The sequence below is a fragment of the Sinorhizobium sp. BG8 genome (genome assembly GCF_016864555.1).
GTDB lineage: Bacteria > Pseudomonadota > Alphaproteobacteria > Rhizobiales > Rhizobiaceae > BG8.
This window is the reverse complement of sequence record NZ_CP044011.1, coordinates 3418562-3432148: the sequence shown is the minus strand read 5'-3', so window position 1 is coordinate 3432148 and position 13587 is coordinate 3418562. Positions and strand designations below refer to the sequence as shown.

The following is a 13587-nucleotide window of genomic DNA, read 5'->3' as shown; positions in this document are numbered from 1 at the left end:
CCTACTCCACATTGGCCTGGGTGGACTGCCCGGCGGCATCCGTGAGGTGTCCGAGGATCTGCAGATAGGCGACGACGGCGTCCATTTCCGTCAACCCCGTGCTGTTTCCGTCGAAGAGGCCCATATTCGTCTTCTCGCCGTAGCGCTCGGTGACGCCAGCCGCGGCGGGGCTGTCCGGATTGGCCTGTCCGAATGCGTCCGCTGTGGCGTTCTCGATCATCTCGTCGGTATAGGGGACCCCGACCGCCCTGAGCGCGGTAAGGTGCTTCCCGAGGTCGTTGATCTTCAGCGTATTATCCCGAAGCCAGCGATAGGCGGGCATGTTCGATTCCGGGACCACGTCGCGCGGGTTGGTGAGATGGGCGGCATGCCACTCGTTGGAATACTTGCCGCCGACGCGGGCGAGGTCCGGCCCCGTCCGTTTCGACCCCCAAAGCATCGGATGATCGTATTTCGACTCGACCGCGAGCGAATAGGGGCCATAGCGCTCCACTTCATCACGCAGGGTGCGGATCATCTGCGAATGACAGGCATAACAGCCTTCGCGGATGTAGATGTTTCGCCCCGCCACCTCGAGCGGCGTATAGACGCGCATGTCGGGCGCGTCCTCGACCGTTTCGTCGATCGTGAACAGGGGAGCGATCTCGATCAGGCCGCCGATGCTTGCGACCACGACGATGCCAAGCACGAGGCCGATGGCGTTGCGTTCGAGCCGATAATGGAAATTGAACATCGGCTATTCTCCTGCCTGGGCAAACGCCCGCGGCGCAGGCGGTTCAAGCGGCAAGTCGGCAGCCGACTCCTCGTCCAGCGGTGCCGGCTGGCGGATCGTCATCCAGACATTGTACGAGGCGACAACCGCCCCGGCCAGGAACAGCAGGCCCCCGAAGGCGCGCGCGATGTAGTAGGGATACATCGCCACGAGCGTGTCGACGAAGGAATAGGCGAGCGTGCCGTTCGGATCGTAGGTGCGCCACATCAACCCCTGGGTGACGCCCGAATTCCACATGGCGAAGACGTAGACGACGGTGCCGGCGAGCGCGAGCCAGAAGTGAACCTCGACGAGGCGCGCCGAATAGAGCGCTCGGCGCTTCCACAGCCACGGCACCAGTGCGTAGAGCGAGCCGAAGGTGATCATCGCCACCCAGCCGAGCGCACCGGCGTGGACATGGCCGACCGTCCAGTCGGTGTAGTGGGAAAGGGAGTTCACCGCCCGGATGGCCATGAAAGACCCTTCGAACGTGGCGATCCCGTAGAAGATCGCCGCAAGCATCATGAAGCGCAGGACCGCGTCGTCGCGCACCTTGTGCCATGCACCGTTGAGGGTCAGCAGCGCGTTGCCCGCCGAAGCCCACGACGGCACCAGGAGGACGATTGAAAAGACCATGCCGAGCGTCTGAACCCAGTGCGGAAGGGCGGTGTAGTGCAGGTGGTGGGAACCTGCCCACATGTACATGAAGGTGATGCCCCAGAAGCTGATGATGGACATGCGGTAGGAGAAGATCGGCCTGCCGGCCCGCTTGGGCAGGTAGTAGTACATCATGCCGAGAAAGCCGGCGGTCAGGAAGAAGGCGACGGCGTTGTGGCCGTACCACCACTGCGTCATGGCATCCTGGACCCCGGAAAACAGCGAATAGCTCTTGGCGCTCGCAATCGACACGGGGACGGCGAGATTGTTGACGATGTGCAGGATCGCGACCACGACGATGAACGCCATGTAATACCAGTTGGCTACGTAGATGTGCGGTTCCTTGCGCCGTGCCAGCGTGCGGATGTAGATGGAGAAATAGACGAGCCAGACGACCACGAGCCAGAGGTCGACATACCATTCGGGCTCGGCGTATTCCTTGGACTGGGTTAGGCCCATAAGGTATCCGCTCGCGGCGAGGATGCAGAAGAGGTTGTAGCCGAGCAGCACGAACCACGGGCTGAACTGGTCGGGCAGGCGCGCCCGGGTGGTGCGCTGGAGAACGTGGAACGAGGTCGCGATCAGGGCATTGCCGCCGAAGCCGAAAATGACGCCGCTGGTGTGAACAGGGCGCAGGCGACCGAAACTTGCCCAGGCCGCATCGAACGTCAGGTTCGGCCAGGCGAGCAGAGCGGCGACCCATACGCCGACGAACATGCCGATCACGCCCCAGATCAGCGTCAGTACGATCCCCACCTTGCTCGGGTCGTCATAGTATTCGGACAGCCTCGCCTCGGACGGGCGAGGGGCGTCGACGCCGCGCAGCAGCACGGCCATGCCTGCGAGCGCGATAGCCGCGATGATGACGCCATGCGTGCCGATGAGGTCATCTCTTCCGGCAGCGGCAAGCGCCACGCCGATACAGATGAGGATCAGGAAGGTTACTGCGGCGAGGAGGCGTTCCCCCTCGGTCAATTGCGCAATCATGCCAGTTTCCCCCAGATGATCCCCGCCCGACCGAGCATGGGGATCCCCGACTGCCACTCTGAATTGCTATTTACGCATTTCCATATTCGCAAAAGTGCGCCGACTTCTGCAAGCCGACACGCAGCAGTGTATCGAGTCGCAGCAAATAGTCACCATCTGCAACTCGAAAAGTTTTGTGAAAGCAATGCCTCAGGACATCGCGGCCCGGAGGAGAGGGTGCGGATCTCGTGAAGGGAGCGAGCAGGCGAGCAGACCCATCCCTCTCGCCGTTAAGGTGCTCAGATCATTTCCAGGGGTTGCTTGGAAACCGGCGGCGGGAAGGCGTTGTCCAGGAGGGCGAGATCATCAGAGGTGAGACGAAGATCGATCGCCTTGCGGTTCTCCCGCAGGCGCACCGCCGATCCGGATTTCGGGATTGCGACAACGTTCGTGCGGCGTAGCAGGAAGGAAAGCGCGACCTGTGCGGCGGTTGCGCCGTGGCGTGCCGCGATCTCGGCAAGCACGGGCTCGCTCAGCAGGCGACCTTCGTCGAAGGGCGAATAGGCCATGACAGGCACGCCTGCCGATTCGCTCCAGGGCAGGAGGTCAAACTCGATGCCGCGCCGGGCGAGGTTGTAGAGAACCTGGTTCGTCGCCACCGCACCGCCGCCACGAACTTCCCGGAGCTCTTCCATGTCGTCCACGTCGAAGTTCGATACACCCCAGGCGCCGATCTTGCCGGCCTCCTGCAGTCTTTCGAACGCCTCCACCGTCTCGGCGAGCGGATGGCGGCCCCGCCAGTGCAGCAGATAGAGATCGATGCGTTCCACCCCGAGCCTCTGGAGGCTTCCTTCGCAGGCCTGGACTATACCCTTGCTGCTCGCGTTCGACGGCACGACCTTGCTGACGATATAGACGTCGTCGCGCCGGCCCTTGACGGCTTCGCCAACCACGTTTTCCGCACCGCCATACATCTCGGCGGTGTCGATCAGCGTCAGGCCGAGGTCTATTCCGGCCCTCAGGCTGTCGACCTCTGCGGCGAAATCCCCGTTTCGCTCACCCATGTGCCAGGTTCCCTGGCCCAGGGCACATACGCTTCTTCCATCGGGAAATGTCACCATTGGCAGGCTGTCGGTCATTGCATTCATCCTCGTTTGCGCGGCCCTTCTTCGCAGAAACCATCAACGGCCGGAATGCCCTTATCACAAGAATAGTCTGGTTGTTCCAGCGGCAGTGCCTATTGATGGGGCTCATCTCGGGCGTGTGGAGAAATATATGCAGATCGAAGTCTTTCTGGCCCTGCTGCTGTTTGCCTTCACCACCTCGATCACGCCCGGACCGAACAACATGATGCTCCTGGCATCCGGCGTTAATTTCGGCTTCGTCCGTACAATCCCGCATATGTGCGGCATCGGAGCCGGCTTCCTGTCGCTGCTGCTTGGAGTGGGATTTGGCCTCGGGGCCTTTCTTGAAAGCGTGCCACTTCTCTATGTCGCGCTGAAATTCGCCGGTGGCCTCTACCTGCTCTGGATCGCCTACAAGATCGCGACCTCGCGTACGCTCGGCGAGGGCGAGGCCGGTGCCCGGCCGATGTCCTTCCTGGAGGCCGCGGCATTCCAGTGGGTCAATCCCAAGGCATGGGTGATGGCGCTCGCGGCGATGTCGACCTATACGGATTCGAACAACTACACCCTCAGCGTGCTGATGGTGGGCGTCGCCTTCGCCTTGGTGAACTTTCCGAGCGTCTCGACGTGGGCGGGGTTCGGATCGGCGCTGAGAGACTGGCTTTCGCAACCGGTTCGGCTCAAGTGGTTCAATATCACCATGGCCCTCCTGCTGGTCGCGAGCCTCTGGCCGATGCTAAGATGATTCGATTTCCGGCGACGGGCCGACCATCCGGCCCAGGAGGTTTTCCGCATGCACGACCCTCATCACCACGACCATCACGACGATCACCACCATCACCATCATGACAACCACTTCTCGCCGATGGAGGCGCGCGTGCGCGCCCTCGAGACGATCCTGACGGAAAAGGGGCTGATCGACCCGGCGGCGACCGATGCGATCGTGGAGACCTATGAGACGAAGATCGGTCCGCGTAACGGAGCGCGCGTCGTGGCCAAGGCCTGGACGGAACCCGACTTCGCGCAATGGCTGAAGGACGACGCCACTGCGGCGATCGCGAGCCTCGGCTATACCGGACGCCAGGGCGAGCATATGCGGGCGGTGTTCAACACCGACGAGACGCATAACCTCGTCGTGTGCACGCTCTGCTCGTGCTATCCCTGGGCGGTCCTCGGGCTCCCACCGGTATGGTACAAGGCGCCGGCATACCGGTCGCGCGCAGTGATCGAGCCTCGCAGCGTGCTTGCGGAATTCGGCGTAACGTTGCCGGACGACAAGAAAATCCGCGTCTGGGACTCGACCGCCGAACTGCGCTACATCGTCATTCCGGAGCGTCCCGCGGGAACAGAGGGGTTGGACCCGGAGGCGCTTGCTGACCTCGTCACCCGGGATTCGATGATCGGGACCGGTCTTGCCGTTTTGCCGGAGGCCAGGCCATGAACGGCCCACACGATCTCGGCGGCCAGCATGGCATGGGTCCGGTCGCGCCCGAGAAGGACGAGCCGATCTTTCATGCGGAGTGGGAGAAGCGGGCACTCGGCATAACGCTTTCCTGCGGTGCTTTCGGCGCATGGACGCTGGACGAGAGCCGGCATGCGCGGGAGAACATTCCGCCGGCTACCTACCTTTCCGCCAGCTACTACGAGATCTGGACCCGTGCGCTGGAGACGCTTCTTGCGCGACACGGCTTCGTTTCTGAGACGGAGCTTTCCGAAGGCACGGCGCTTTCGCCGGGAGCGGTGCCGAAGCGAACGCTCAAGGCAGACATGGTTGCCGGAACGCTGGCGCGCGGGGGACCCTGCGACAGGCCGGTCGAGACGGTTCCGGCCTTTGCCGTGGGAGACAAGGTCCGCACGGCCAACTTCCACCCGCCGACCCACACGCGGCTGCCGCGCTACGCCCGCGGGAAGACCGGGACCATCGAGGCGGTGCAAGGCGGATTCGTATTTCCCGACGACAATGCGCACGGGAAAGGCGAGAACCCGCAGTGGGTTTATACGGTCGTATTCGACGGCAAGGAAATCTGGGGCGAGGGCGTCGAGCCCGGCCTCACCGTCTCCATCGACGCCTGGGAGAGCTATCTTGAGCGCGTGTGAAACAACCTCGGACCTCGTTCGTTCGCCGGGGCTGCCGCGTTCGCCGGAAGGTGCTCCCGTGTTCGCCGAGCCATGGCAGGCGCAGGCCTTCGCGATGACGGTTCGGCTGCACGAGCAGGGGCTGTTCAGCTGGAGCGACTGGGCCGAGGCGCTTTCTACCGAAGTTCACCGACCCGGGCGCAGTGCCGACGGCAGCGACTACTTCGATTGCTGGGTCGCGGCACTCTCGAACCTCGTCGCGGCGCGCGGGGTCACCGACGAGACTGCGCTTTCGGCGCTCTCCGACCGCTGGAGCAGGGCCGCCGAGGCGACGCCACACGGCACTCCGATCCGGCTCGAGAACGCGTCTCCATAAGTTTCGCTTACGGCATCTTCGGCCGCAACACGCTCTACGTCTCGAACTGGCGGTAGCATTCGTCGGCGATCTTGCGAAGCTCCTCGCGAGAGACTTCGCCTGTGATGGCGTAACCCACGCCGCCGTCGATCCAGTAGAAGGTTTCGAGCGTACCTTCGCGGGAAAAGAGGAAGCTCGTCTCCCGTTCCTCTCCGTTGCGGCCGATCAGCACCGTCATCCTCTTGCCGAGCGCGTTCTGATACATGAGGAAGGCGCCGGCCTTGCCGTGCACCGGAACCAGGCGCCCACCCACGAGATCGTAGCCGAGCGCGGTAAGGTCCGGGATGTTGAGCGCGTGGTCGAGCCGCTTTCCGAGCCATGTGGCGAGATGCGAACGCTCGCTTCCCACGACCTCGACCGGATGGCGGACCTCGCTTGCATAGACGAGGAAGGCGGATTGGGCCTCACGGGGGAGCGAGGCCTCCACTGGCGGCGCCGTTCGGGCCGAGCCGACGGGGAACGGAACGACATTGCCGGTAACGACGCCGGCCGCGAAGATCACAATTGCCGCCGCCGCCGCCAGCGGCCACCGCAGCTTCGAAGGGCGGAAGCGGGTCAGGGCATTCGCAAAGAGCTCGCGGTCGCCGGGGCGAACCGTCTCGTCGGAGCCGAAGACGGCGCGAATGCGCTCGTTCTGAAGCTTCCAGCCCGTGACACGCTCCAGTTCGGCGGGGTGCTCCGCAAGCCAGAGATCGATCCTTTGGCGATCCTCCGGCGAAAGCCACCCATCTACATAGGCGTGCAATTCCTCTTCCGTGACCGAGACTGGCCGTTCGCTCATTTCGTTCTCCTGAGCGTGAGTATGTTGTCCTTTGCCAGCAGCGCACCGAGCTGGTCGCGCGCCCGGGAGAGGCGGGACATCACGGTGCCGACCGGAATTGCGAGAAGGTCTGCCGTCTCGCGGTAGCTGTAGCCCTCGAGCGCGACGAGCATCAGGACCGCCCGGTTCTCGGCGGAAAGAGCATCCAGCGCCGATCGCAGCCTCGCCCGCTCAAGGGGGTCTCCGGTGCGATCGGGGGCGGCGATGTCGCTTGCGGCCTCGATCCCGGTCGTCGGTCGCCGCGCCGCCGTGCGGTAGCGGTTGCGGTTCAGGTTCGTCATGATCGTGAACACCCAGGCGCGCAGGTTCACGCCACGCCATTGGCCGCGCCTGGACAGTACGACCTCGACGCAGTCCTGCAAGAGATCGTCGCCATCCGCATCGGAATGGGCAAGGCTACGGGAATAGCGCCTGAGGGCGGGAACGAGCGCCAGAAGGGCCGCCTCGAAGGAGGCCGGGCTCGCAGGCCCGGCTTCCGCTGCTTCGTCGGGGTCAGGGCCTTGCGGCATCCCATTCGCCCTTCATTCCGTCGCCCGTTGCGTCGCCGGATTTCTTGTCCTTGATCCAGTAGTAGAGCGGCATGCCGTCCTTCGCCCATTGCTTCGAGCCGTCCTTGCGCTCAATGATCGAGTAGGCGCCATCGGCCATGGCATTCCCGGTGGCCATGAAGGGCGGCCAGTTCTTCGCACAGGCATCGTAGCACGTGGACTTGCCCATGCTGTCGTCCTTGTAGGTGTAGAGGGTCATGCCGTTCTCCCCGGCGAGGACGTCGCCGATCGAGGACTTCACGGTCTTGACCGGTGCAGCCGCGATCGCACCCGAAGTGGCAAGAAAAGTCGCGGCGATAGCGAGCGTCAACGTTTTCATGGAGCGGTTCCTGTCTCTCTGTTCGACGGCTCCGCACTGCTGCGGGTCCGCTCTTCAGACACCGGCCACAGGCGCATTATTCCCGCACTGCGTGAAAAAAGAAAGGAAATGACGGCAGCCTCACGGTTGCCGCAGCTGACCGCGTTCGCTTCAGGAGCGGTTGGCGACGAAACGGGCGAGCGCCGGTCCGATCAATGTGACGATCACGAGCCGAAGCGTCTGGAGCGCCATGATGAAGGGAAGGTCGACATTGCTCGATGCCGCGATGACGGCGATCGAGTCGAGGCCGCCCGGGCTGGTGGCCAGGTAGGCGGTGAGAGGATCCACGCCCAGTACCACGATGAGAAGAGCCGCCAGTACGCCCGAGAAAGCGATCAGCACGATGATCGAAACGAGCGTCGGCAGCAGCGCCCGACGGGCGTGGAGGAGGATGGAGCGCGTGAAGCCGAGCCCGATGTTCCAGCCGAGAAGGGCGAAGGATGCGGCGAGCAGCCATTGCGGAAGCTCGACCGTCAGGATGCCGCCGAGGCTCATGCTCGAGCCAACGATGAAGGGCAGGAGGAATGCCCCTGCCGGTATGCGAAGCGTGCGCCCGAGAAGCCCGAATCCGATGCCGATCCCCAGGGTGGCTGCAAGCCTGCCCCAGTCCACCGGGGCAAGCCACTCGACGGTGTGCAGAGGTTCTCCGCCGTGTCCGCCATAGTGGGCGACGAGTGTCGCGAGGCTCGCGACGAAGATCACCCTGAGATACTGCATGAAGGCGACGAGGCGGGTATCGGCTCCGTAGGCCTCGGCCATGACGAGCATGGTGGAGGCGGCACCGGCGGACGAGCCCCAAATTGCGGTCGTGCCCGGCACCACGCCCATGCGCGTGATCGCCCAGCCGCAGGCCGAGCTGACGCCAATGACGGAAAGCACGATCACCAGGAACAGCGGCCAGTTGGAAACAAAGGTCGAAAGCAGCGTGGGCGACACGGTGCCTGCGATCATCATCGCGAGCACGGCCTGGACCAGGAAGAAGAAGGGGCGGGCGAGACGGATCGTTGCGCCGGCGAGCGCCATGACGATGCCGGAGAGCATCGGTCCCATGAGGAGGGCCGCAGGCAGGCCCGCAAGCTCCAGCGGCACCACGACGGCCAGGGAGAGAGAGGCGAGGGCGATCCACTGCAGCCACGGGGGCAGAAGGCCAAGGCCATTTGCCGTCTTCTCGCCGGTTGCAGGATTGTCTTGTGGTTTCACTTGCCGTCCCTGAGCTATTCGGCAGACCGACCGGCGACCTGCGGGGCGCGCGGCAGGATTGCGCCCTCTCGAGGCCTACCCACTATCCTGTCGGCAGGGGGAAGGGAATAGCGGCCGGCAACTTTGTTCGAGACGCCGGGCACTTATCCTTCCCGACCGGGTCCGTGAAGCGGGATCGCCTCTGGATAGCGGCGTCGCGTGCTTGCGCCACCTCCCGAATCCTGCCAAGTCGAACCATGGAATTCGCACCGCAACAAGACGAGGCGCTGAAGGCCGTCGCGCGCTGGCTGAAGGAAGGCCGGTCGCCGCTCTTCCGGCTGTTCGGCTATGCCGGAACCGGCAAGACCACGCTTGCCCGTCATTTCGCTGAACACGTGGACGGCGAAGTCCTGTTTGCGGCCTTTACCGGCAAGGCCGCGCAGGTGCTGCGCTCGAAGGGAGCGACCAACGCCAAGACGATCCACTCGCTGATCTACCGGCCGCGCGGCGAGGAGGAAGTGTCGGACGAGGAAACGGGCAAGACCTCCATCGCGCCGATGTTTTCGATCAACCGGCAGAGCCCCGTCGCCAAGGCCGCGCTGATCATCGTCGACGAATGCTCCATGGTGGACGAGGCGCTCGGGAAGGACCTGATGAGTTTCGGCACGCCCATCCTGGTTCTCGGTGATCCCGGGCAGCTTCCGCCCGTCTCGGGTGGCGGCTACTTCACCAACCAGGAGCCCGACTATCTGCTGACCGACATTCACCGTCAGGCGCGGGACAACCCGATCATCCAGCTCGCCATGCATGTGCGCGAAGGCAAGGAGATCATGCACGGGGACTGGGGCTCGGCACAGGTCATTTCCAAGAACGAGGTCAACCAGTCGCTCGTTCTCGATGCGGACCAGGTGCTGGTCGGGACCAATCGCACCCGCCGCCGCTACAACATGCGCCTGCGCGAGCTCAAGGGCTTCCAGACGGAATATCCGCAATCCGGCGACAAGCTGGTATGCCTTAGAAACGATCCGGCGAAGGGACTTCTGAACGGATCCCTCTGGCAGGTCATGAGTTCCTCGAAGGAGACGGTAAAGCCGGGGATCAACCTGATGATCCGTCCCGAGGACGACGACATGGACAGGGGAGCGGCCAAGATCAAGCTGTTGAAGGCAGCGTTCGAGGACGTGGAAGGCGAAATTCCGTGGTCCACCCGCAAGCGCTACGACGAGTTCGACTATGGTTACGCGCTGACGGTGCACAAGGCCCAGGGCTCCCAGTGGAACAACGTGGTCCTGTTCGACGAGAGCTGGGCGTTTCGCGACACCCGGGAGCGCTGGCTCTATACCGCCATCACGCGCGCGGCCGAGACCCTGACGATCGTCCGATAGGGAAGAAGGCACGGAGGCCGGTAGGCATCGCGCCGCCCGTCGCCGAAAAAACAACACCCCGACAATCGGCGAAGCGATTGTCGGGGTGAGAGATGATTCGCGAAAGGCAGGCATGCGGCGCGCCCGCAGGCGCACGCGCTTCGTCAGTTGCCGACGATGCCGAGAAGAACGGCCTTGGCAACCGCCTGGAAGCGGTTGTTGCTGTTGAACTTGCGGATGACTTCCTTCTCCATCACCTGGACTTCGCCGGGCTCAATTTCGAGCGCGCGCGCGATGCGGGTGGTGGGATAGCCTTCGGCCATCAGCGACAGGCAGCGCAGTTCCTGATCGGTCAGCGATGCTGGCGGCGTATTGTCGTTGCTTTCGACTTCGTAGGCGGCGCTGAACTCGAGCAGTTCGCTGATCTGCTGCATCTGGCGGCGGATCGTCGATTGCTGCGCGGTCAGTTCCCGCTTGCGCGCGATCATTGCCGCACGGAATATGCCGTCGGCCTCGTCCTGGCTCCGTGCCTGGGCAAGGGCGCCAAGCAGTTCCTGGATCACGGCGACAGGCATGCCGGTTTCGCGGCACGTGTTGACGACGGCCATCTGCTGGATTTCATCCGGTCCGTAGACCCGCATGGGTCCCACTCGAGCAGCCGTGAGCAGCCCTTTTTCTTCATAGAAGTGCAGCGTGCGATGCGTAACGCCAAATGCGTTCGCCATATCGGCGATCGCGAGCCTGCCCTCAGGAAGGTCGCCGGGAAGCGGTGCTACCGGCAGAAAACGAATTCCCTTTTTGCCCGCCTGAGACCGGCTGAAGGAGGAATGCTTCTTCGACTCATTCGATACCATACGAGCCGCCCGAAATTAGATACTGTATCATTCAATTGTCCCCGGATGCCTCTCCGCACCCGGTTGCTTCTGACGCGACAGAAGTCGGATGGCCGAGAAAGCATGATACGTCATCAAAGTTCTGCTCGAACATCCCACACCTGCCCGAACCGACAAATCAGACTAACCCCGGTCGGACAAAAATCATACCCCTATATCTAGGGATGTATTTTCTTAGGTGGGTTTTTTGCAGGATTTTCTTCGCAGTTGCGATGCGAGCGGCCAGTTTTCCGGCCCGGTTCACCGCGTGGTACCCGGATCCTCGCGGAGGTCGTGCTCGTAACGGTTGAGGGCCATCGATTGTACGGCGATGCGGCAGGCGGCAGAGCGACTCGAGGGACGGCGCGCATCCGGTTTTTCCATGGCGCGGCTTGAAAGGCACACCATGAGATTGCTTGCCGAACCCCGCGCGATCGCGTGCCGGTAGATCATGCCCGTGGGCGACAGCGTGCGCGCAGCGAAGGCGACCGCATCGTGGAGGAGCCTCGCCTCGTCCTTCAACGCGGCGAGATGGAAACGTTCGACGTAGATGCTCTCGTTCGTTTGGTCATGGACGATCCGCGCATAGACGGCGTCGCCGCTGGGCTCGTTCTCGATCCGGACCGTATAGGAAAGCGGGCCTGCTTCCCCGGCCAGTTCGGAGCTCGGCACGCGCACGCTGTGATGATAGCGGGCCGATTCGCCTATTGCTTCGGCAAGGCGCCGGCAGTTTCCTGTGCTCGGCCAGCAATGCTGGATACGGACGGTCGGAACCATCGTCGGAATGCTGCTGGGGGCAGCCTGCTTGGTGGCCAGAACCAGTTTTGCGCTCGTGCTGTCGAGTGCGACAGCATCGGGCGAAACCGAGGGCACGAGAAAGAAGAGCGGAAGCAGCGTGAGCAGCGCAAGGTGCGAGGAGACGGGGGCAGGTACCCATCGGCCCATCGGACGCTTCAGCATGGCCGCCACGGCAGCGGGCGCGACTTCGGGAGGCGCGTTCTCCGCTTCCCGCAAGGCCGCGGCCCTGCATTCGTATTCTGGCACATAGCTGCCGACGGGGATGCGGATGCGGACCGGTGCCGTGCTGCCTTCCGATTCGTAGTAGATGTCGAGGAGCTTCCGCAGCTTGCCGGCCTGGACGCGAACCAGCGGGTCGTTGCTGGCGTCGAAGCCGGGCGAACGGTCGAACACATCCATTCCAATGGCGTAGCCCTTGAGATGGGACGCCTGGCCGGACAATTCCCGATCGACGACATAGGCCAGGAACGAGCGAAGGCGTTCGGAGCGCGCAAAGGTATCGCTCGTCAATATCTCCTCTACGCATCTGCGTATCGTGTCAGCTGCGGGCCTTTCGATCACATCTCCATCTCCTTCGTCACCGATAACCTCCGCCGCTGGCGGCTTGCGCATGTCTCCCTTCCGGCCGGCGATCGTCGTCGTCAGGCTGTAGCGGTTCGATCGTACAACCTTATCGATAATCCGATGTCGGCATCAAGCCCAACCCTTAAATTTATAGGGATCAGCCTCCAAGGGTCGCGCGGTTGGTTTCGCGATGATTACCGGTCCCTCGCTTTGATGGGACAGGAGGACAGGCGGCGGCCCAATAGTCGTTTCAGAACGGGAATCAATGCGGCAGGGTGGTTCCATTTGGGCTTCCATTGCTCTAGAGCAATGAAAGTTCACAGGGAAATTCGATCTCATGCCAGCGAAACTCTCGGTCAATCTAAACGCGATCGCGATGCTCAGGAACCGCAGGGACCTTCCCTGGCCGAGCGTTACGGATCTTGGCGCCATCGCGCTGTCGGCGGGAGCAAGCGGACTGACCGTTCATCCCCGTCCCGACCAGCGTCACATCCGCTTCACCGATCTGCAGCCGATCCGGACGCTGATCGACAGCACGTTTCCCGAGGCCGAATTCAACATGGAAGGATATCCGGAGGAGGGCTTCCTGCGGCTGGTCGAGGAGCACCGGCCGGAACAGGTCACCCTGGTGCCTGATGATCCCTCCCAGGCGACGTCGGATCACGGGTGGGACTTCCGCAAGCACCACAACCTGCTTGGAAGCGTCGTCGCGCGTCTGAAGAAGCTGAACCTCAGGGTATCGCTTTTCGCCGATGGCGACCCGGATCGGGAAGCGCTCAAGATCGCGCGGGATGTCGGCGCGGACCGGGTCGAGCTCTACACCGGTCCCTATGGCGGCTGCTTCGACGATCCGGAAAAGGCGGCGCGCCTGGTGGAAGAGCTGGGAAGCACTGCGGATATCGCGATCGATCTCGGTCTCGCGGTGAATGCCGGCCACGACCTGACGGTCGCCAACCTTCCTGCGCTCGCCGCACGCATCCCGGCGCTCGCGGAAGTGTCCATCGGGCACGGCCTGACGGCCGACGCCCTGGAATACGGAATGGCCGAAACGGTGCGCCGCTTCTGCCGAGCTTGCGGGCAGGACGTATAAGAGAC

15 protein-coding genes are annotated in these 13587 nt (G+C 63.3%); 6 read left to right on the top strand and 9 right to left on the bottom strand.

Annotated features, from left to right (window positions below):
• Position 1 precedes the first annotated feature (1 nt).
• The 3 genes from ccoO to F3Y30_RS16185 form a co-directional block, all read right to left on the bottom strand.
• The gene (gene ccoO, locus F3Y30_RS16195; protein WP_203423742.1) at positions 2–733 is read right to left on the bottom strand and encodes a cytochrome-c oxidase, cbb3-type subunit II; all 732 of its coding nucleotides are present in this window, start codon (positions 731–733) and stop codon (positions 2–4) included.
• Between the two features lie 3 nt (positions 734–736).
• Positions 737–2395, bottom strand: coding sequence for a cytochrome-c oxidase, cbb3-type subunit I (gene ccoN / locus F3Y30_RS16190; RefSeq protein ID WP_203423741.1), 1659 nt, complete (start codon positions 2393–2395; stop codon positions 737–739).
• Positions 2396–2673: 278 nt separating this feature from the next.
• On the bottom strand, positions 2674–3513 hold the full coding sequence (locus F3Y30_RS16185) for an aldo/keto reductase (RefSeq protein ID WP_203423740.1): 840 nt from the start codon (positions 3511–3513) through the stop codon (positions 2674–2676).
• 136 nt (positions 3514–3649) lie between these two features.
• Here F3Y30_RS16185 and F3Y30_RS16180 point away from each other — a divergent pair, with 136 nt between their 5' ends.
• Genes F3Y30_RS16180 through F3Y30_RS16165 form a run of 4 tightly spaced genes read left to right on the top strand, consistent with a single transcriptional unit; the run spans position 3650 to position 5950 of the window.
• The gene (locus tag F3Y30_RS16180) at positions 3650–4243 is read left to right on the top strand and encodes a LysE family translocator (protein WP_203423739.1); all 594 of its coding nucleotides are present in this window, start codon (positions 3650–3652) and stop codon (positions 4241–4243) included.
• Between the two features lie 48 nt (positions 4244–4291).
• Positions 4292–4939 carry a nitrile hydratase subunit alpha gene (gene nthA, locus F3Y30_RS16175; protein WP_203423738.1) on the top strand — a complete coding sequence of 216 codons (648 nt, stop codon included), beginning with the start codon at positions 4292–4294 and terminating at the stop codon, positions 4937–4939.
• Positions 4936–5595, top strand: coding sequence for a nitrile hydratase subunit beta (gene nthB / locus F3Y30_RS16170; RefSeq protein WP_203423737.1), 660 nt, complete (start codon positions 4936–4938; stop codon positions 5593–5595). The genes nthA and nthB overlap by 4 nt, the downstream gene beginning before the upstream one ends.
• Positions 5582–5950, top strand: a complete 369-nt coding sequence (locus F3Y30_RS16165; RefSeq protein WP_203423736.1) for a nitrile hydratase accessory protein — start codon at positions 5582–5584, stop codon at positions 5948–5950. Before nthB ends, F3Y30_RS16165 begins: the two co-directional genes overlap by 14 nt.
• Positions 5951–5984: 34 nt before the next feature.
• Here the strand turns inward: F3Y30_RS16165 and F3Y30_RS16160 are convergent, their stop codons facing one another.
• The 4 genes from F3Y30_RS16160 to F3Y30_RS16145 all read right to left on the bottom strand — a co-directional run bounded on the left by F3Y30_RS16160 (position 5985) and on the right by F3Y30_RS16145 (position 8858).
• Entirely contained in the window at positions 5985–6770 is a 786-nt protein-coding gene (locus tag F3Y30_RS16160) for an anti-sigma factor (protein WP_203423735.1), read from the bottom strand.
• Complete coding sequence (locus tag F3Y30_RS16155) at positions 6767–7318, bottom strand: RNA polymerase sigma factor (RefSeq protein ID WP_203423734.1); 552 nt, start codon at positions 7316–7318, stop codon at positions 6767–6769. The genes F3Y30_RS16160 and F3Y30_RS16155 overlap by 4 nt, the downstream gene beginning before the upstream one ends.
• Positions 7302–7676, bottom strand: a complete 375-nt coding sequence (locus F3Y30_RS16150; RefSeq protein WP_203423733.1) for a hypothetical protein — start codon at positions 7674–7676, stop codon at positions 7302–7304. Before F3Y30_RS16150 ends, F3Y30_RS16155 begins: the two co-directional genes overlap by 17 nt.
• 150 nt (positions 7677–7826) lie before the next feature.
• On the bottom strand, positions 7827–8858 hold the full coding sequence (locus F3Y30_RS16145) for an AbrB family transcriptional regulator (RefSeq protein ID WP_203426645.1): 1032 nt from the start codon (positions 8856–8858) through the stop codon (positions 7827–7829).
• Between the two features lie 293 nt (positions 8859–9151).
• Between F3Y30_RS16145 and F3Y30_RS16140 the strand changes: the two genes are divergently transcribed.
• Positions 9152–10279: an ATP-dependent RecD-like DNA helicase gene (locus F3Y30_RS16140; protein WP_203423732.1), complete on the top strand. Its 1128-nt coding sequence runs from the start codon at positions 9152–9154 to the stop codon at positions 10277–10279.
• A gap of 143 nt (positions 10280–10422) precedes the next feature.
• Here the strand turns inward: F3Y30_RS16140 and F3Y30_RS16135 are convergent, their stop codons facing one another.
• Positions 10423–11112, bottom strand: coding sequence for a MerR family transcriptional regulator (locus F3Y30_RS16135; RefSeq protein ID WP_203423731.1), 690 nt, complete (start codon positions 11110–11112; stop codon positions 10423–10425).
• Positions 11113–11391: 279 nt separating this feature from the next.
• Complete coding sequence (locus F3Y30_RS16130) at positions 11392–12540, bottom strand: hypothetical protein (RefSeq protein ID WP_203423730.1); 1149 nt, start codon at positions 12538–12540, stop codon at positions 11392–11394.
• Between the two features lie 289 nt (positions 12541–12829).
• On the opposite strand from F3Y30_RS16130, the gene F3Y30_RS16125 reads away from it, so the two are divergent.
• Positions 12830–13582: a pyridoxine 5'-phosphate synthase gene (locus F3Y30_RS16125; protein ID WP_203423729.1), complete on the top strand. Its 753-nt coding sequence runs from the start codon at positions 12830–12832 to the stop codon at positions 13580–13582.
• Positions 13583–13587 lie beyond the last annotated feature (5 nt).